Raw genomic sequence first — 19,027 nt, 5'->3', positions numbered from 1 at the left:
AACATACAGTTCACATGATATTTTGAATTTTTCAGGAAATTTATTTTTTGGAAGTCCCTCATTTTGCATTAATCTCTAGAATTAAAATGCCTTTGCACATTTGTTCTAATCATGGAGGGAGGAGACTTAAACAGTGGATATTTTAGATTTGTTTTATAAGGGCGGGCCAGCGATGTGGCCTCTGTTGGTTCTGTCGATTCTGTCTTTAAGTGTGATCTTTGAGCGTCTGTGGTTCTGGTTGCGAATTTTAACTCAAGAAAAGGAAATAGTTGATCGCGTTTTAGATGCAGCTCGTGATAATTGGGGAGTAGCTGGGGAAATTGCTAAGCGAGCAACAGATCAGCCTGTCGGGCGGTTTTTATATGCACCCTTAAGTTTACCAAAAAGCAATGCAGAAACCTTTCGACTAGCTTTGGAGTCTTCTGCTGAAGACGAATTGGCAGGTATGCGGCGAGGGGAAAAACTTTTAGAAGCTGTGATTGCTCTTGCACCACTGTTAGGATTGTTGGGTACAGTGTTGGGTTTAATCCAGTCTTTACGCTCAATTCGGATTGGTGATTTAGGAACTGAATCTACTGCTGGGGTAACTACTGGTATTGGTGAATCTCTAATTAGTACGGCAACAGGGCTAATAGTTGCCATCATTAGTTTGGTATTTTACCGCCTGTTTCAAAGTTTTGTAGTCAACCAAGTCAAAGTTTTTCGCAGAGCGGGAAATGAAATGGAGTTGCTCTATCGCCAATCTCCACCTGACTTTAGCAATAGTACATCAGCAATTGTGCGAGAATCTCCACGAGAAAATTTTACTCCACCCCGTAAGCAAGGAAAAAATAGATTTTCTGAACCTCCTGAACCCCCAAATCTACCTGAATAATTAGATCCTGAGCAATGCAATAGTTAATAATTCAACCTCGAACCAGACTCTAGAGTTAGAAGATGAAAGTTAATCTACATACTCCAATTGAAGAAGTCCAAATTCAAATCATTCCCTTAATTGATGTAGTTTTTTGTATCCTGACGTTTTTTTTGTTGGCGGCTTTGCAATTTACCCGACAACAAGCAATTAATGTTGATTTGCCCAAAGCCAGCACAAGTACGGTGTCTGGTGTAACATCGCAGGGTGAAAGTCAAATTGTGACTATTGATGCCCTTGGCAATACTTACATAGAAAAACAACCTGTAAGAAGAGAAGAATTGGCACAGAGATTAAAGCAGTATCTCCAAGAAAACCCCAATGGCGTTGTGGTGCTGAATGCTTCACGGACTTCAACTTATAACGATGTCATTGAAACACTAGATTTGCTGCGGCAAGTGGGGGGCGATCGCGTCTCTTTGGGAATTATTCCCGCTCCATCTCCCAATAACTTACTAAACCAGCCTCCTATCCCTTCTTTCCCCATAGATCCTGGCGCTGTACCTGCACCTAACAGTGTGCCAGTTCCAGGCATTAATCCTCAAGGCAACTTCAACCCTAACTTGCCTTTAACGCCCAATCAATTACCTTTCCCAACGGTAACTGGACAACCTTCACCCAGGCAAGATATCAATCCTGGCTCTCCCTTGATTCCCAATTCACCAGCGCCCCAAGCGCCTGTAGCACCCAAAGAAACTCAACCTACTCCTAAAAGATGAGTAGGGGGAGATAAGGAAGAGGGACAAGATATGGAGAGAAAATTCTACCTTGTTCCTCTCATTCCCCTACTTTTAGCTTTTTATAATCCTAAAGATATACAAAATAAATTCTGGTTAGCAAAAGATTTTCTGCTAATTTACAAATAATTGGTCGAGACTTTCAAGATTTTCCACCGATAGACCGAGTAGTTTCTAGCCAATCACCATTCGCGTTTCAGGGATTATGGCATGAATATTGTAACGCTTTTAATTGTTTGGGTAGTAACAGCTATCAGCTTGTTGATCATTAGTAAGTTGCCTTTGGGGGTTGAAATTGACACTCCAGCTAAAGCTTTCTTTTCCGCAGCAATTCTCGGTATCGTGACGGCAGTAGTTAGACCGATTTTACGCCTCGTTTTTGCAGTACCAACTTTTCTAACATTTGACTTATTGTCCGGCTTTTTCACATTCATCATTGCCGTTGTTTGTTTTAGTATTGCCGCTTGGTTAGTAGATGGCTTTCGCTTACGTTTTGGTATTTGGAGTGCTGTGCTTGGGGCATTTGCACTAACTTTAATTAACAGCCTAATCTACAGATTATTAGGTGTATAAACATTAAAGTCGAGAGTCCATAGTCTAAAGTCAAGAGTGTTAAGTATTCTTGACTATTGACTATTGACCACTTTTAACTATTCGTTAGAAGTTGGGGGAGCTACTGGGGTAGTTGATTGTTGTTTGCGCTGCTCACGTTTTTTGCGCTCAGCGGACATCATATCTGCCATCACTATTAACGCCTGTGCCATTTTGTCAAGGTTAGAGCGATATAACTCCAAATCCTTGTTGAGTTTGTCATCAGACAAGTTTAAGCCATTAGCGATCGCTTTTAGTGCTTCAGTACGTTGCTTCTCGTCTTTGATTAATTCGGGATCTGAGTTTTCCAATAACGAGAATAAACCAATCGCAAACAAGCGGCTGTATTTAAAGTTAGGATTGTTAGCGATCGCTTGCAGGTGTCCTTGCAAGTCAGCATCTCGATCCAAGTGAGCCGTTTGACTGAGCCACGCAATTAAATCTTTAACTGGTAAACTTTTCCCTATAGCTTGCAATCTTTCCGCATCTTGTCGATAGTGTTGCGGGTCTTGTTCTACAGCCTGACATAGGGCGTTAAAAATTGATTCTTGATCCCGTTCTGGTTGATAGCCTTGCATGAAGCGGTCAAAAGTCGTGACGACGCCCAAGGCATAAATTGGATTGTAGCTAAAATCGACATTTACTGACAGCAGATGCATTTCCACCATCAATTCTTCCACTACCCGACGATAAATAGTGTTAATCGGACGGGTGTGAAGATTGTAGAAAGTTCGCTTTGTATCAGAGACAGTACGGACGTTATTCACAAAGAAAATGTTAAGGGCGACGTATCTTTATTTTCTCGCTTAAAGGCTACTTTGCCAAGTTTAGGTTTCTGCTAGTTACGGGTTCATCACTTGACTTTTGGAAAGAAACACCCTTTTTTGTGGGTGTAGCAGTCAATTGATTTACAATATAGACAAACTGGAAGTGCTTTACAAGTGGGCAACGACAAGGGCTAACAACCCTCTTTCTTTAAAAGCTAGCAAAAAAATATAATACTTAACGATTAATACATGATATCTATGAGCTTCTCGCCACAATTGATTGCCCTCGGTGAGTACCTAGCTGGTGAATTTGATAATCGGGAACAAGCCATAGCAGAACCTATTTGGTACGTCCACCTACGCCTCTGGCAAAGACCAGTTAATCTGTTCCCAGAAGATAGTATTACTTTGTTTGCGGAACAAGCAAACATTGTCAACCTAGATCAACCTTACCGCCAGAGAATCATCAGGTTGCGGCATGGAAGCGACTTTGATGCATCTCTAGAAGTGCAATACTATATGCCTCAAGATCCAGGTGCGTTAAAAGGCGCAGGTCATAACCCCGATTTACTTAATACACTGACACCAGATCAATTAGACTTGTTACCAGGCTGCATTCTCACAGTTAACCCGGAAACACTAGCCCCCAACCACTATAAGTTTGCAGCTACCCAACTACCAGAAACTTGTTGCAGTTTTACTTATCTTGGCAATAGCGTGCAAGTTTCACTTGGGTTTGAAGCCACTGCGGTAGAATTTCATAGCTACGATAAAGGAATTGATTCAACAACTGGAAAAGCAACTTGGGGAGCGATTTTAGGCCCTTATCGCTACACCAAACGAGAGCAGTACTGAGTACTGATTATGAATTAGTTAAGTTAGAGAATTTTCTCTGCCTCTTTCATTGTGTCTCTTTCTTAAAGTCACAACTCAAGACTCAGCGATAACTCTCTTACGCGGCTTCCGCCAATAGGGTAGCTAAGCAGTATTGGCGTTCTTTGTGCATCAGCACCACGTCTGGCTCTGCTTGACTCCAAGGGCAAACAGAAATTCGATGACTTAGCATTCTCTCAACTAGCAATGCTACGAGGTACACCTTCTAAAGCTTCCTCCTCTGTTTCAAAAATTTCAAAGACTGTATCCATCATTGTGACTTCAAACACAAGTTTGGCTTCTGGATGTACATTGCAGATGCGGAAACTGCCCTTAACTTTATCAGCATCACGCATTCCAGCTACCAAAGACGTGAGGCCGGAACTATCGATAAAATTTACTTGACCGAGATTCACAACTACATGGCGACTGAGTTTGGAAATACACTCCTGTAACTTCAGACGAAATTGCCAAGCAGTGGTAATGTCTAAGCGACCTGCTGGTGTTAAGACAATAACGGTATTGCCGTCTTGGGTTGTATAAGTTTTTTGATCTATCTGAATCACTGAAGCCCCCTCCGTGGCACTCCTCTTAAGATTAGTTACTCCTGAATTTAAATCTGAACTGGTGCACCACAAGATTTACTTTGCGATAAATCTTTATTTATTCTCACTGGAATAAGCTCCAGAGAGCGAATAAATTAGTTAGCTCACCAATTACAGGATTATTTAATGCTGTAACTTGAGATTAACAAGCTATAGCTAAAATTGTCACCATTTTGTTCTAAGTGCTTACATTTAGTAGTTTAACTCACTAAAACATTGCTGAGAAGCCAGTGTCGTGGTGTTAGCGTAGCGGTAGCGACTGGTGTAACGTCGGCAGTTCGGTCTTCTGCCAACGCGAAGGAGCGCGTCTCGTAGGGAAGACCGCGTTGCCTCGCCGTTGTGGTAAGTGGTGTGGGCTTTGAAGCTCCTATTTCGTCGTTAGCCCCAACGCCACATGGCTGGCTCCTCTGCACGGGCTACGCTAACAGTACTTCTTTACTCAGTACTATTGATTCGGTGTCCAGTTTATCCAATCTTGGGGCTTCAGAAAAATTTCATACAATTCGGCTTCAGGGGAATTTGGTTCCGGCTGATAGCCGTATTCCCAGCGCACTAATGGCGGTAGGGACATGAGAATTGATTCTGTACGTCCATTGGTTTGCAGACCAAAAATAGTCCCTCGGTCATAAACCAAATTAAATTCTACATACCGTCCCCGACGGTAGAGTTGAAAATTCCGTTGGCGATCACCATATTCTATCCCATGTCGCCGTTCTACAATTGGTACGTAGGCTGGTAAAAATGCTCTGCCACAGTCTTGCACAAAGGCAAACAAATCTTCCCAATTACGTGGGGCTGGCGTTCCTACCTGATTGCTATAAATAGCCGCTTCTCCATTTGGATTGGGGCCGCGATATAAAGCATCCTGTCCATCTTGGTAATCAAAAAACAGACCACCGACACCCCGTGTCTCGTTGCGATGCTTGAGGTAGAAATATTCGTCGCACCAGCGCTTAAACACTGGGTAATATTCTGGGTGGTGTTGGTCACAAGCCTGTTTTAATGTTCTATGCAAATGTGCCGCATCTTCGGCAAATGGGTAATAGGGTGTCAAGTCAAGACCGCCACCAAACCACCATACTGGGCCTGCTTCAAAGTAGCGATAATTCAAATGGACTGTTGGCACGTAAGGATTACGAGGATGTAACACCATCGAAGTGCCAGTGGCATAAAAGCTATGTCCTTCTGCTTCGGGGCGTTGGGCTAAAATTGAGGGTGGCAAATGAGAACCCCAAACTTCAGAAAAATTTACACCTGCTTGTTCAAATATTGCACCATCACGTAGCACGCGCGATCGCCCTCCACCTCCTTCTGGGCGTTCCCAACTATCTTCGAGAAACTTGCCCACACCATCCAGGTTTTCCAGCCCTTGACTAATTTCGTCTTGTAACTGTTTCATAAACTGATGGACTCTAATCTGAGCATCAGCTGGCGGCAAAGATTTGGATGATGCTTCTACAGTTGGCGTTTGTGAGTTGGTCAACATAGATTCCCGAACCTAAATTACAATTTCCAAAAAGCCACAAATTTCTCATCTTAAAAATTTGGGGGGGTAACACGTACCCATCTACAATCAAGCTCAATTTGCCCAACCTGCTTTTTTCTTACTGGTCAAGTATTTACACGATTGATGGGCACGACTAAACTTATTTTCCCTCAAATGCGTATAGGCTTGTATATTGACTGAGTTTTTTTTGACTTGATTGGAACATTCTGCTATCAACATCAGACTTTGGCCAATTAGTCTATCAGCAATTTCGACCTTGATGCTTCAAGGTTGGAACTGATGTAAACTACACTTCTGTATAGTATCGACAATGGTGATTTTTGCACCAGTCGCCATGCGATCATGTTGGTGTTTGTAGCAAATAGGGACTTGCTACGTTCGTGATTATTTTGAGAAAGTTTTAATTTAGGGGCTGATGACCACAGTTACCCAACGTACCAGAGTGACCAGATAAGTGTCTAGCGAGGAGGATTAGGAAAATGCGAGGTTGGTTATCCAAATTCATCCACCGCAAACGTCGTCGGTTTTGCGCTTCTCTGGTACGGACTTATCAAGAGATTAGTTCTGCTTCTGTAGATGAACTGTGGCAAAAAGTGGTTGATTTAACAGATGTTTCTTGGCATCCACAACTCAAGAGTACTAACGTCCCCTACGGTTTAGTACCCAAGCCGGGATTGATTTTTCAAGCGGTAACACGCTTTTCACCTATTCCCATCAGGATTTTCGTGGAGCGTGTCAATCCCAGAGAGATGTTGAGTATTCGAGTACTGGCAATACCAGGCGTTGAAGAACGGGTAACTTACCAAGTAGAATCAACGGTTTGTGGCACTTGTTTGTCTTATTCTGTAACGCTACGCGGCTGGTTATCGCCCCTGATTTGGTCATTATCTCGTCCATATGCCGATCGCGTCGCCCGCTCTTTAGTTGAAGCAGTAGAAAAGACAGCGTTACCAGCAGTATCAGGAAAGAAAAAATCCCTTAATGACAGTTGTTTTGATTTTTAGGGGACTGGAAAACTCGGGGCCCCCTCTGGGGATAAGGGGCAATGGGGACTGGGGAAAAGGAAAAAAACAATTGCTTTATCTTCCCCCAGTTCTTCTGCTCCCCCCTCTTCTACTCTTTCCCTGCTCCCCAATCTCTAATCTCTAAATTCCTAATCTCCATTGCCTAAAGAAAGTAAGATTCTAGTAGGTGATAATGAAAATCCGCTAAGTATTGGTAATGGCAGTAACAGTGAAAATACTAAACTGCCCTTGCTCTAATTTGTATCTGGTCTATAGCCAGGACGCACGCCACAATTTTATTTCTTCATTTTGAATTATTAATTTTGAATTTTTTTATGTACGATGTCCTCGATTCGCGCTCTGTTTTAGAAGTTTTGCAACCAGTGCAAGACCCAGAACTCCGTAAGAGTCTGGTGGAACTGAATATGATTCGCAACGTCAAAATTGATGGTGGCAAAGTTAGCTTCACTTTGGTGTTGACCACTCCCGCTTGTCCTTTACGTGAATTTATTGTTGAAGATTGTCAAAAAGCTGTTAAAAAGCTACCAGGTGTTACAGATGTGAGTGTAGAGGTGACAGCAGAAACACCGCAGCAAAAAAGCTTGCCTGATCGCACTGGAGTGACTGGAGTCAAAAATATTATTGCTGTTTCCAGCGGTAAAGGCGGTGTTGGTAAAAGTACGGTAGCGGTAAATGTCGCAGTGGCTTTGGCGCAAACAGGAGCAAAAGTCGGCTTGCTAGATGCTGATATTTACGGGCCCAATGACCCCACAATGCTCGGTCTGGCTGATGCTCAAATTACCGTACGCTCAACTGAAAAAGGTGAAATCCTGGAACCTGCTTTTAATCATGGCGTCAAATTAGTTTCAATGGGCTTTTTGATTGACCGAGATCAGCCAGTGATTTGGCGAGGGCCAATGCTCAACGGAGTAATCCGCCAGTTTCTTTATCAGGTGCAATGGGGTGAACTGGACTATTTGATTGTAGATATGCCACCAGGAACCGGAGATGCTCAATTAACTTTAACGCAAGCAGTCCCGATGGCAGGGGCAGTCATTGTCACCACACCGCAAACCGTAGCACTGTTAGATTCACGTAAGGGATTACGGATGTTCCAGCAGTTGAACATACCAGTGTTGGGAATTGTGGAAAATATGAGCTATTTTATTCCACCAGATATGCCCGATAAACAATATGACATTTTTGGTTCCGGCGGTGGCTCCAAAACGGCGGCTGAGTTAGGAGTACCACTATTGGGGTGCGTGCCACTAGAAATATCTACACGAGTTGGTGGTGACAATGGTGTGCCAATAGTTGTTGCCGATCCGGATTCTGCTTCCGCAAAAACACTAACAGCGATCGCTCTCAATATTGCTGGCAAAGTATCAGTTGTTGCTCTGTCATAATAAGGTTTGATTCCTACCTGATTCCTAGACTAAAACCTAGGAATAAAGCTAAAGTCTAAAATCGCACAATGTTGTTAAAACGTTCGCTTCCTAAAAATCGCTGGAAGTCTTGGGTTAAACCCTGGCAGTACGTAGACTGGCTATTACTTTGTTTGCCAATTGCTTTAAGCATCTTTGGCGGCGTAATGATTCTCAGTACGGAACTGAAGCAGCCAGTAACAGACTGGTGGTGGCACTGGCTGGTAGCAGGTATTGGTGTAGTGATAGCGCTATTTTTAGCTCGCTGTCGTTATGAACATCTAATACGGTGGCATTGGGTCACATACGCGCTGACAAATCTCAGTTTGCTTGCCGTAATGTTTGTTGGTACTAGCGCTAAAGGGGCACAGCGGTGGATTCCTATTGCTGGCTTCAACGTGCAACCCTCGGAATTTGCTAAAGTCGGTATAATTATCACCTTAGCAGCTTTATTGCACAGGCGTACTGCCTCTAGTATCGAAAGTGTTTTCCGCGCCCTAGCAATCACCGCCATACCTTGGGCACTAATATTTTTGCAGCCAGATTTAGCAACATCACTGATATTTGGAGCGATCGTCTTAGGGATGCTGTACTGGGCAAATGCTAACCCAGGCTGGCTAATTCTGCTAATTTCTCCTGTGGTTGCTGCCATTTTGTTCAGTATACCTTGGCCTTTTTCAGAGCCAATAGTTTTATTTAAAGAGCTATCTTTTGGAGCATTAGGATTAGCTTGGTCATTTGCTATGGCAATTGTTGGCTGGCGGACTCTTCCTTGGCGTCGATTTGGTTTTGGTGCCATCGGTGCTTGGAGTCTCAATATCCTGGGTGGCGAATTAGGAGTTTTTGCCTGGAACCATGTGTTGAAAGAGTATCAAAAGGCTAGGCTGACTGTATTTACCAATCCTGATCACGATCCCCTCGGCGCTGGGTATCACTTAATCCAATCTCGGATAGCTATTGGTGCTGGCGAAATTTGGGGATGGGGTCTGTTCAAAGGCCCAATGACGCAACTAAATTTCGTACCCGAACAGCATACAGACTTTATTTTCTCCGCGGTGGGCGAAGAATTTGGTTTTGTTGGTTGTTTAGTAGTGCTGTTTGTCTTCTGCCTAATTTGCTACCGCTTACTGCGTGTCGCCCAAACTGCCAAAGATAACTTTGGTTCTTTGTTGGCTATTGGCGTTTTATCCATGATTGTGTTTCAGCTAATTATTAACGTTGGCATGACCGTTGGCTTAGCACCAGTAGCAGGCATTCCCTTACCTTGGATGAGTTATGGACGTTCAGCCATGCTGACCAATTTCATTTCTTTGGGAATAGTAGAATCGGTAGCAAATTTTCGACAACGTCAGAAGTATTATTAATTCGTCCTTAGTCATTGGGAGCCAGTGCGTTGCGGGGGTTCCCACGGCAGTCCGCTCAAGTCGGGAAACCCCTCCGGGTTCGGCAGTCCACTCGGCGGCAGAGCCGCACGTGTGGCTGCACTCACCGCCCACGCGGCTGCCTCCCCGTTGTAGCAACTGGCGTTCATTTGATAAGAACCAAAGATAAAAGACTAATGGCTAATGACAAGTATTAAGCTAATAACAGGAAACAAGCGAGGCTAAAAATCATGATCCTGCCTGGAGCAACTGTTCGTGTCAAAAATCCCGCAGATACCTATTATCGCTATGAAGGACTCGTGCAACGGGTAAGTGATGGCAAGGTAGCCGTGCTGTTTGAAGGTGGTAATTGGGATAAATTAATTACCTTCCGCCTAGCTGAGTTGGAACTTGTAGAAACTACAGCCGGACGTAAAAAAGCGAAATAAGTTAGTCATTTGTCCTTTGTCATTTGTCATTTGGCAAGGACAAATGACGAATAACGAATGATCATTGACTTTTGACTATTATGCGCCTTCCCCTACCACAGTTTGACAGAGGCGATCGCCACCCTAACCATATTGCGGAGGTGATCGAGACTACTACTACCGAATTTCTCGCACAATGTTTGGAACCGGAAGATCTAAGTTTTCCATCCATGCCACCTTTTGGTAGTTGGGTCTGTTCTGTGGATGAAGAATCCGGCAATCAGGTTTACGGCATAGTATATTATGCTACGACTATGCCTATAGATTCTGTACACCGAGCCAGAGCTTTGGGGTTATCATTGCAGGATTTACGCGAGGAACAACCCCAGATATTTGCCATGCTCAGAACGGAATTCCGTGCAGCGATCGTGGGATTTGAGCAGCTTTCTTATACTAAGAGTTATCACCAAAGGGTCTATCAGTATCTACCACCTCGTCCACCGCAAATTCATCAAGCCGTCTATCAGTGTGAACCAGAAGCGATCATTAAATTTACTGAAGAACTAGATTTTTTGCGGACATTACTTTGTATCAACGGTGCGCCACTAGAGTCTTTAACGGCAGCTGCCATTCGAGAAGTTTATCAGTTACGTAAAGCAGATCGACAATGGCTAATTAAAGCTGGACGTACTCTGAGTGTGCTGCTCAAAGACGACTACGATCGCTTGCGGTTCATTTTGAGTCAAATCCACCCATAGGTAGTTAGTTCTTCGACAATTGCCTATGTAGTGTAAATTAGGCTTTTTTTATTTTTTGTCAGAGCAGCTTCTACATTTATATCAATTAGGCGATCGCTTTAAAGGTAATCGCAGCTTTACAATAGCTCCTTCAACCGCTACTTATGGAACTGATATTACAAGTTCTTGCTCTGGAACCAACTTCCCAAGTTCTGGGCAAGGAACCGATTGTTCCCTTTGCTATTTTACTGGTGGTTATCTTAATCGTACCTATCCTATTTGAACGGCTAAGACTACCAGGATTAGTGGGTTTAGTTTTTTCTGGACTAGTACTTGGTTCTTCAGGCTGGAATCTCTTCGAGTCCAACTCGCCGATGATTAACCTACTATCAGAAATTGGATTAGTTTATTTACTATTTGTAGCTGGGCTAGAAATTGATATAGAGCAGTTCCGTCGCCGGAAAAGTCGTGCCTTCGGGTTTGGTGGTTTGACCTTTAGTATACCCCTGGTGTTGGGAACTTTAGTAGGGCATATATTTGGCTTTGGTTGGAATACTTCAATATTAATTGGCTCTTTATTTACTTCCTATACCCTTTTGGCATATCCCATTATCAGTCGCCTGGGAGTGGTAAACAATGAAGCCGTCACTGTCACAATTGGAGCTACGATTTTTACAGACGTTGGCGCAGTACTGGTATTAGCCATTTGTGTAGCCTTCGCTCAGGCTGGGACATTTAGCTTTGCTAAGCTACTCACCTTATCGGGTTGGTTGACTATTTACTCCGTTGCCGTTTTGGTGGGCTTTGATTGGGCAGGCAAAGAATTTTTCCGGCGGTCTGGAGACGATGAAGGAAATAAGTTTTTATTTGTGTTGCTTTCTGTGTTTCTCGCCGCTGTGGGAGCTCAATTAATTGGGGTAGACAAAATTGTTGGTGCTTTTTTAGCGGGTTTGGCGGTTAATGAAGCTGTGGGTGAAGGATTAGTCAAAGAAAAGGTGGTATTTGTCGGCAGTGTACTGTTCATCCCTATTTTTTTTGTTGACCTTGGCCTGCTGATCAATCTACCTACCTTGATGAACAGCTTAGACACACTGAAGTTAACGCTGTTAATTGTAGTTGGTTTGATTGCCAGTAAATTTATAGCAGCTTTTTTGACAAAATTGCTTTACCGCTATAACTGGCAAGAAATGCTAACGATGTGGTCGTTGTCAGTTCCCCAGGTTAGCACAACGTTAGCAGCAACGTTAGTAGGATATCGGGCTGGGTTGCTTCCAATAGAAGTATTACATAGCGTAATTATCTTAATGCTTGTTACATCAACTTTAGGGCCCTTGATTACTAGTCGAATAGCTGTTGGTTTAATTTCTCCATCAGCTGAGAAACCAGCGTCAACAACATTACCTGAACAGAATACACAAGAAATAAACAGTGCTTTTACTATAGTCGTACCGCTCTATAATCCTCAGACGCAACAGTATTTGATTGAAATGGCGGCATTATTAGCGCGTCAGACAAATGGCACAATTGTACCATTAGCGATCGCTACCGCTGCTGCTCACATGGATGCACCGCAGTTAGAAGCGTCTCTGCAACGAAGTGAACGATTACTGACAAAAGCCACGGCACAAAGCCGAGTATTGGGTGTAGAAGTAGAACCATTGCTACGGATTGATGATGCCTTTGCTCAGGGAATTAGCAGAGCTGCCCGCGAACAAAAAGCTAGTTTAATTGTGATGGGTTGGGGTAAACGTACTGGATTGAGAGCGCGTTTATTTGGCAATGTTATTGATGGTGTTCTTTGGGCATCCCATTGCCCGGTGGCAGTGACACGTCTAATGGAATCACCGAAAAAAATTCAGCGCATTTTAGTCCCAGTAGAAAATTTAATCGCACCGACATTACACCCTGTGCAATTTGCCCAAATGCTGGCAGAAGCAAATCAAGCTCAAGTTACTGTATTAAATGTGTGCGATCGCCGCACTAGTTCCAGTAAAATTGCTGCCAAGCGATCGCATCTTTCGCTATTGGTGTCTAAATTGGCTGTGCAAAATTCCCCAGAAATTCAAATTATCGCTCATGAAAATGTTGCCCAAGCGATTTTGCAGGCAGCACGATTATATGATTTGGTAGTTTTGCCTTTTATACGTAATCGTACAAGTCCTGGAGGGTTAGCCATTAGCGATGTCACAACTCAATTGGCTAGCCAGCTCACCTGTTCAATTGTCATGCTCGGAGAGCCACAACGCACTCAAACAGTAGTTATGCCCGCTGGGGTTCCCAGCACTACATCTGCTATCTAAAAAAGATATCTACTTAAGTATTTTCTCGTAGCCACATCTGTATGAGTAATTTTGAAGATTGAATATTGAATTTTCCCTATTTTTATTAGTGGGTTGTTGTATCCAATTAAAAACTACCGTAGATACCCCTAAAAACACTTTATCTTGTTGAAGATTTGATGAATTCTAGGTAAAAAACTGACAATTTTTAGAAGATGTTTGTTATTTTGCTAATTGAATTGCTCAGCAAGCTAGTACAAATATAACAAAATTGCATACGTAGGAAAATTGGTAAGTCCAAAAATCCCTTTTAGTTAGCCCTTTTTGTCCTGTATTTTTGCATCTAATCTGGGTAATCTAAAAACAAGTGCAATAGCTGAATCAAATATCCGTAAGTAACTGGGAAACTATGAGAATTTTGGTGACGGGCGGTGCTGGGTTTATTGGTTCCCATCTCATCGACCGACTAATAACCGATGGGCATGAAGTAATATGCTTGGATAATTTCTACACGGGTCATAAGCGCAATATCCTTAAATGGCTAAATCATCCGTACTTTGAACTTATTCGCCACGACATTACCGAACCAATTCGGCTAGAGGTGGATCAAATTTATCATTTGGCTTGTCCTGCTTCTCCAGTACATTACCAGTACAACCCAGTTAAAACCGTTAAAACTAACGTGATGGGAACGCTGAATATGCTGGGGTTAGCCAAGCGTGTGAAAGCTAGATTTTTATTGGCTTCCACAAGTGAAGTGTACGGAGACCCAGAAGTTCATCCCCAAACCGAAGACTATAGGGGTAGCGTCAATCCCATTGGGCTGCGTTCGTGTTATGACGAAGGCAAACGAATTGCTGAGACTTTGTCATTTGACTACTACAGACAAAATAAAGTTGAGATTCGGGTCGCCAGGATTTTCAATACCTACGGCCCTCGGATGTTTGAAAACGATGGTCGTGTAGTGAGCAATTTTATAGTTCAAGCTTTACAGGGTATTCCTTTAACTGTGTACGGTGAAGGTACACAAACCCGTAGTTTCTGCTACGTTTCTGACCTAGTAGAAGGACTGATGCGGTTGATGAATGGTGACTACGTAGGCCCAGTGAATCTGGGTAATCCTGATGAATATACCATTCTAGAACTAGCGCAGGCAGTGCAAAATCTTGTGAATCCAAATGCAGAAATTAAGTTTGAGCAACTGCCTTCTGATGATCCACGTCGTCGCCGTCCCGATATTACAAAGGCTAAAACCTTGTTAAATTGGGAACCAACCATTCCTCTGCAAGAGGGGTTAAAACTGACAGTAGAAGATTTCCGCGATCGCATCAAGAGCGATTGAGCGTCGCTCATAACTTTCGTGCAAGCTAAATCCTATCTTTAGCTCGTACTTTGATAGCCGGGTTTCTCGGCAGTTGCAGGTTTAATATTGACAACTTTTTTTTGAAGACTAACCCCAAAAAAGCGAGGAGTTAAATAAAATGCGTGTTTGCGTAATTGGTACTGGTTACGTTGGTTTGGTAACAGGCGCTTGCTTGGCTCATATCGGGCATGATGTAATTTGCGTAGATAATAACGAAGAAAAAGTCAAGTTAATGAAGTCTGGGCAGTCCCCAATTTTCGAGCCGGGACTCTCGGAAATTATGCAGTCAGCGATTCAATCTGGGAAGATTGAGTTCACTACTGATATCGCCGCCGGAGTCGCCCACGGGGAAATCTTGTTTATTGCTGTGGGAACACCACCTTTGCCCACTGGTGAAAGTGATACCCGTTATGTCGAAGCTGTAGCTCGTGGTATTGGGGTAAATCTGAACGGTGGTTACAAGGTAATCGTGAATAAATCTACTGTGCCCATTGGTTCAGGTGACTGGGTGCGGATGATTGTTTTGGATGGCATCGCTGAACGCCAGAAAACACTAGTACCCGCAGGTGGAGTATTGAGTGATGAAAAATTGCCTGAAATTGCAGCCCAGTTTGATGTAGTCAGCAATCCAGAGTTTTTGCGCGAAGGTTCGGCAGTGTACGACACTTTTAACCCCGATCGCATTGTACTAGGCGGCAATAGCCAAAGAGCGATCGCTTTAATGCAAGAACTATATGCCCCAATTGTGGAGCGTCAGTACGCCAATGACAAATCTTTACCTGCTGTCCCAATTCTGACAACAGATCTCAGCTCGGCGGAAATGATCAAATACGCTGCTAATGCTTTTTTGGCAACTAAGATTAGTTTTATCAACGAAGTTGCGAATATTTGCGATCGCGTCGGTGCTGATGTCACTCAAGTAGCAAAAGGCATCGGTCTAGACTCCCGTATTGGTAACAAATTCTTACAAGCTGGCATCGGCTGGGGTGGTTCATGTTTCCCCAAAGATGTCGCCGCCCTTATTCATACTGCTGATGACTATGGCTATGAAGCCCAAATTATGAAAGCCGCCGTCAGTGTCAATGAACGCCAGCGCCTAATTGCTCTAGAAAAACTTCAGCAAGTTCTGAAAATCCTCAAAGGTAAAACAGTCGGGTTACTTGGCCTGACCTTCAAGCCTGATACTGACGATTTACGCGATGCTCCAGCACTTAACCTGATTGAGCAACTCAACCGACTAGGAGCTAAAGTTAAAGCCTACGATCCAATTGTTTCCCAAACAGGTCTGCGTCATGGTCTTTCGGGTGTGCTAGTAGAAACCGATGCTGAAAGACTTGCTGACGGTTGTGATGCTTTGGTACTTGTGACTGAATGGCAACAGTTCAGCACTCTTGATTATGTCAAGATGGCCCAATTGATGAGCCATCCCGTAATTATCGACGGACGTAACTTCCTCGATCCCGAAACAATGGTGCGTGCCGGATTCCAATATGTAGGCGTGGGAAGATAGAGAATTAGGAATTAAAAAATCACCAGACTTTTGATTTTTAATTCAATATTCAACTAATCAAAATGCCGCTTAGAAAGATCTAGGCGGCATTTAATTTGTTTTATAGCTCACGCAAAGTAAAGTTTTTCTTAGTACTTTTGCATAATATTATTGTCCTAAGCACTATTTGGAATACGCTCAATCTCCGCATAACCACTGAAAATTAATTTTTGACCCTCAGTTTCTAATCGATTGAGTCGCATTTTCACTCCGTCGAGGTCAAAGCGATCCAAATCGACCATATTATCTAAAATTTCTGCTAGTACCACGCTCAAGGACTGCGAAATTTCCTTTTTCGCTTCTGGAACATCATCAAGTTCAATTTTCGGAGCTTTGAAAGAAACCCGCCGCCGTCTTTCAATACCTATAGTTAGGATCATACTTAGCGGTACAATTTCTCCGTTATTCAAATCTGCCTTTGCTGAAATCTGTAAGCGATTTTCAGGCAATAACTTTACCTGGACTTCCGTAAAAGAGACTGGATTACCCCCAGATAATTCCGTCAAGGCTGGTAGAGAGAGATTCAGCAGGCGCTTTTTCACCAGTTCAGCATTAAAAGCCTGGTTGATGCCTGCTTCTGATAGAATTACCTGGGCGATCGCTTGGGTCGATTGCTTGAGACTTAGTTTTCCCCTTAAAACCGAGCCGAAATCAATAGCAACCGCATCGGTTTCAAAAGACATCTCCTCTACCGCAAAATCTCTACGGATGACTAAGCCACGACCGCTCATTTTGAAGCTATCAATGCTGCCTTGCAACAGTTTGCTGGAGGGATAGCAGCGCACAAAGACTTCTACTGACTCGCTTTGGGTAAACAGGTGGCGAATCGTTTGGCTAGCGACTGTGTTGAGCATCCGCTCTCCCCAGTCTGTGCCTTTAGGATCTGTTAAACCAGTAAGTCCGCCGAACATGTGGTTTTGCGTTTCTAGAAGTACTTTGTACTTTTGTAACAAATCATGAAGAATACAGCAAGCGATCCCGTGATTAATTGTTCTGATGAGCAGGCGTAGGATGGCTGATGGTAACAAGTAGAATGTGTCAAATATTACTGATATTATTAAATAATCTGAATGTTAGCATTATATTTAGTGCAAATTTAATGCATAATCAAAGCCATGCTGAACATAGTTCGAGATATTCACTCCCTCTCAAGCTTCAAGCGCAATACTTCTGAATTTATTCAGCAAATGAAAGAGACTGGACAACCCGTGGTGTTAACTGTGAATGGCAAAGCAGAACTAGTTGTTCAAGATGCTGAATCTTACCAGAAACTTCTAGAGCTTTTGGAACAGTTGGAAACAATTGCGGGAATCAGAAAAGGATTGGAGGATGTAGAGGCAGGTAGAACAAGGCCTGTTGAGGAATTTGAACAAGAAATGCAGAAGAAATATGGCATTTCAAGTTAGGACAACCAAGACAGTAGATGCTCAAATTGAGGCAGCATACCTGTGGTTGAGAGAGTACAACCCAACTTATGCAGATCAGTGGTTTAGAGGGTTGATGGATACTATTGCATCTCTTCAAGAAAAACCTCGTCGGTGTGCGTTAGCTCTAGAACATGAGGTATTTTCTGAAGAAGTGCGTCAACTTTTCTATGGCAAGTCAAAAAATATCTACCGTATTTTGTTCACAATTCGTGAAGACACTGTTTATGTGCTTTATGTGCGCCATAGTTCACAAGCACTCCTGACAGCTGATGAAGTAGATGAGGAAGAATAGTGTTATTGGTCGCTTACAAGTGGGAATACTGAAACAAGATTAATCTTGAAGCCTATCACTAGTGCCAACTACCACTCAGCTAGATATTTTAGAACTTGTCAAGCATTGGTATATAAGGATAACTACAGCAAGAACTGCTGCTATTCCTTTGCTGGTGCATAAGGGCAATTATTGAGCCAGCTTAGAGATGATTTGCAGCTGTTCCGAGTAGTTTTAAGAGAAATGATTCTAATGGCAAAAGGGATTCAATATCAACTGTGGACACCTATCGCGAATGCTTATGAAGCTTATCGCCGTCGCCTAATTAAGAGCCCTACAGCAATATACGAACACACTTGGCGATTGATTGATCCATATTGAGGAGTCACTGGTAGTAACACTCAGTGCGGCTTTAGCTACGCGGCTTTTAGTTATTTGGCAAGAACAACCAAATATGAGCGAGCAATTGAATAAGTTACGAACATTAGTTACAGGTATAAAACAGGATGATGCTGGTGAGCCTGATTTTGATTCAGATAATGTAGGCTGTCTTCGTGGAAGTATTGGTGCATGGCTCGATTTTCTCAGTTGGTTTTTAAAGCTTGATGAGCAATTTGAATGTTCATTTGTCGTTTGTGTCAAAGATTACCTTGAAAAAGTTCCTGATGAGAATCCTTCTTTAGCATTTCTCACTGCTTGGCAACGTATTGAATCAGTAAAAGGTTTTAAAGGTAATGATCTTAAGAGGCTCGATAGGCTTAAAGCGATAAATTCACTACGCAATAAACTTGCACACGTTCCAATTTCGCATAGGATATTTCGTGATCTTTATGAAGGGCTTCGCCAAGAAGTACTATCACTACTTACTCCTTCGACAGATTGGCAAAAAAATGTGTAAGTGATGATCTAGAAATAAAAAAATGGCATCCGCCTTTTTATGGATTAATTACCAATGAACTTTGCTTTTCTACAGGTCTTTATATTACTCAATCTAAAGATATTGATGAACAAAAAATTTACTGGAAATGGTGGAATCAGCCTAATGATGAAAATTCAATTCAATGGTTAACCTGAGTTCGGGTTAAAGATAAGAAGGCAAGAGCCACTCCAGTTGAAGACTAGGTTTCTTAGGTTGATGACAATAAGCGATTAATCCGCATAAAACGTTAACACAAAAATTAACGGGGCTGC

20 protein-coding genes and 1 pseudogene are annotated in these 19,027 nt (G+C 42.9%); 15 read left to right on the top strand and 6 right to left on the bottom strand.

All coding sequences use genetic code 11. The annotated features are described in order from the left end of the window. Positions 1–133: 133 nt before the first annotated feature. From FNW02_RS19750 to FNW02_RS19740, 3 genes are all read left to right on the top strand, one after another. Positions 134–874, top strand: coding sequence for a MotA/TolQ/ExbB proton channel family protein (locus tag FNW02_RS19750; protein ID WP_191759211.1), 741 nt, complete (start codon positions 134–136; stop codon positions 872–874). A gap of 62 nt (positions 875–936) precedes the next feature. Next, on the top strand, positions 937–1,632 hold the full coding sequence (locus FNW02_RS19745; RefSeq protein WP_191759210.1) for a biopolymer transporter ExbD: 696 nt from the start codon (positions 937–939) through the stop codon (positions 1,630–1,632). A 228-nt stretch (positions 1,633–1,860) separates the two neighbouring features. Continuing rightward, on the top strand, positions 1,861–2,223 hold the full coding sequence (locus FNW02_RS19740) for a phage holin family protein (RefSeq protein ID WP_191759209.1): 363 nt from the start codon (positions 1,861–1,863) through the stop codon (positions 2,221–2,223). Positions 2,224–2,300: 77 nt separating this feature from the next. Here the strand turns inward: FNW02_RS19740 and psb29 are convergent, their stop codons facing one another. Then, positions 2,301–3,008: a photosystem II biogenesis protein Psp29 gene (gene psb29, locus FNW02_RS19735; RefSeq protein ID WP_191759208.1), complete on the bottom strand. Its 708-nt coding sequence runs from the start codon at positions 3,006–3,008 to the stop codon at positions 2,301–2,303. 258 nt (positions 3,009–3,266) lie between these two features. Between psb29 and FNW02_RS19730 the strand changes: the two genes are divergently transcribed. Then, positions 3,267–3,863 carry a chromophore lyase CpcT/CpeT gene (locus tag FNW02_RS19730; RefSeq protein WP_191759207.1) on the top strand — a complete coding sequence of 199 codons (597 nt, stop codon included), beginning with the start codon at positions 3,267–3,269 and terminating at the stop codon, positions 3,861–3,863. Between the two features lie 215 nt (positions 3,864–4,078). On the opposite strand, the gene FNW02_RS19725 is transcribed toward FNW02_RS19730, so the two are convergent. The 3 genes from FNW02_RS19725 to hemF all read right to left on the bottom strand — a co-directional run bounded on the left by FNW02_RS19725 (position 4,079) and on the right by hemF (position 5,972). Further along, the gene (locus FNW02_RS19725; RefSeq protein WP_162398911.1) at positions 4,079–4,447 is read right to left on the bottom strand and encodes an STAS domain-containing protein; all 369 of its coding nucleotides are present in this window, start codon (positions 4,445–4,447) and stop codon (positions 4,079–4,081) included. Between the two features lie 239 nt (positions 4,448–4,686). Beyond that, positions 4,687–4,899 carry a hypothetical protein gene (locus FNW02_RS19720; protein ID WP_191759206.1) on the bottom strand — a complete coding sequence of 71 codons (213 nt, stop codon included), beginning with the start codon at positions 4,897–4,899 and terminating at the stop codon, positions 4,687–4,689. A gap of 32 nt (positions 4,900–4,931) precedes the next feature. Continuing rightward, a complete protein-coding gene (hemF, locus tag FNW02_RS19715) occupies positions 4,932–5,972 on the bottom strand; it encodes an oxygen-dependent coproporphyrinogen oxidase (protein WP_191759205.1) in 1,041 nt (346 codons plus the stop codon). A gap of 500 nt (positions 5,973–6,472) precedes the next feature. Between hemF and FNW02_RS19710 the strand changes: the two genes are divergently transcribed. The 8 genes from FNW02_RS19710 to FNW02_RS19675 all read left to right on the top strand — a co-directional run bounded on the left by FNW02_RS19710 (position 6,473) and on the right by FNW02_RS19675 (position 16,099). Then, a complete protein-coding gene (locus FNW02_RS19710; RefSeq protein WP_191759204.1) occupies positions 6,473–6,997 on the top strand; it encodes an SRPBCC family protein in 525 nt (174 codons plus the stop codon). Positions 6,998–7,332: 335 nt separating this feature from the next. Beyond that, on the top strand, positions 7,333–8,403 hold the full coding sequence (locus tag FNW02_RS19705; protein WP_191759203.1) for an Mrp/NBP35 family ATP-binding protein: 1,071 nt from the start codon (positions 7,333–7,335) through the stop codon (positions 8,401–8,403). A gap of 68 nt (positions 8,404–8,471) precedes the next feature. Further along, positions 8,472–9,785 carry a rod shape-determining protein RodA gene (gene rodA, locus FNW02_RS19700; protein WP_191759202.1) on the top strand — a complete coding sequence of 438 codons (1,314 nt, stop codon included), beginning with the start codon at positions 8,472–8,474 and terminating at the stop codon, positions 9,783–9,785. A gap of 248 nt (positions 9,786–10,033) precedes the next feature. Continuing rightward, positions 10,034–10,231 (top strand): NAD(P)H dehydrogenase subunit NdhS, encoded by a 198-nt coding sequence (locus FNW02_RS19695; protein WP_191759201.1) that lies wholly within the window; start codon positions 10,034–10,036, stop codon positions 10,229–10,231. Positions 10,232–10,311: 80 nt separating this feature from the next. Then, positions 10,312–10,968: an HAS-barrel domain-containing protein gene (locus FNW02_RS19690; RefSeq protein ID WP_191759295.1), complete on the top strand. Its 657-nt coding sequence runs from the start codon at positions 10,312–10,314 to the stop codon at positions 10,966–10,968. Positions 10,969–11,111: 143 nt separating this feature from the next. After that, entirely contained in the window at positions 11,112–13,247 is a 2,136-nt protein-coding gene (locus FNW02_RS19685; protein WP_191759200.1) for a cation:proton antiporter domain-containing protein, read from the top strand. 388 nt (positions 13,248–13,635) lie between these two features. Next, positions 13,636–14,568 carry a UDP-glucuronic acid decarboxylase family protein gene (locus tag FNW02_RS19680; RefSeq protein WP_191759199.1) on the top strand — a complete coding sequence of 311 codons (933 nt, stop codon included), beginning with the start codon at positions 13,636–13,638 and terminating at the stop codon, positions 14,566–14,568. A 139-nt stretch (positions 14,569–14,707) separates the two neighbouring features. Then, positions 14,708–16,099 carry a UDP-glucose dehydrogenase family protein gene (locus FNW02_RS19675; RefSeq protein WP_191759198.1) on the top strand — a complete coding sequence of 464 codons (1,392 nt, stop codon included), beginning with the start codon at positions 14,708–14,710 and terminating at the stop codon, positions 16,097–16,099. Between the two features lie 155 nt (positions 16,100–16,254). Here the strand turns inward: FNW02_RS19675 and FNW02_RS19670 are convergent, their stop codons facing one another. Beyond that, entirely contained in the window at positions 16,255–17,049 is a 795-nt protein-coding gene (locus FNW02_RS19670) for an LmeA family phospholipid-binding protein (protein ID WP_191759294.1), read from the bottom strand. A 204-nt stretch (positions 17,050–17,253) separates the two neighbouring features. Here FNW02_RS19670 and FNW02_RS19665 point away from each other — a divergent pair, with 204 nt between their 5' ends. The 3 genes from FNW02_RS19665 to FNW02_RS19650 all read left to right on the top strand — a co-directional run bounded on the left by FNW02_RS19665 (position 17,254) and on the right by FNW02_RS19650 (position 18,734). Next, positions 17,254–17,544: a type II toxin-antitoxin system Phd/YefM family antitoxin gene (locus FNW02_RS19665; protein ID WP_162398900.1), complete on the top strand. Its 291-nt coding sequence runs from the start codon at positions 17,254–17,256 to the stop codon at positions 17,542–17,544. Beyond that, positions 17,528–17,857 (top strand): type II toxin-antitoxin system RelE/ParE family toxin, encoded by a 330-nt coding sequence (locus FNW02_RS19660; protein WP_191759197.1) that lies wholly within the window; start codon positions 17,528–17,530, stop codon positions 17,855–17,857. Before FNW02_RS19665 ends, FNW02_RS19660 begins: the two co-directional genes overlap by 17 nt. 433 nt (positions 17,858–18,290) lie before the next feature. Then, on the top strand, positions 18,291–18,734 hold the full coding sequence (locus tag FNW02_RS19650) for a hypothetical protein (protein WP_191759195.1): 444 nt from the start codon (positions 18,291–18,293) through the stop codon (positions 18,732–18,734). A gap of 183 nt (positions 18,735–18,917) precedes the next feature. Here the strand turns inward: FNW02_RS19650 and FNW02_RS40165 are convergent. Continuing rightward, positions 18,918–19,027: pseudogene (locus tag FNW02_RS40165) on the bottom strand (IS982 family transposase); the annotation flags it as partial.

Source organism: Komarekiella delphini-convector SJRDD-AB1 (assembly GCF_014831675.1).
Classification (GTDB): Bacteria; Cyanobacteriota; Cyanobacteriia; order Cyanobacteriales; family Nostocaceae; genus Komarekiella.
This window is presented reverse-complemented; position numbering and strand designations above follow the sequence as displayed.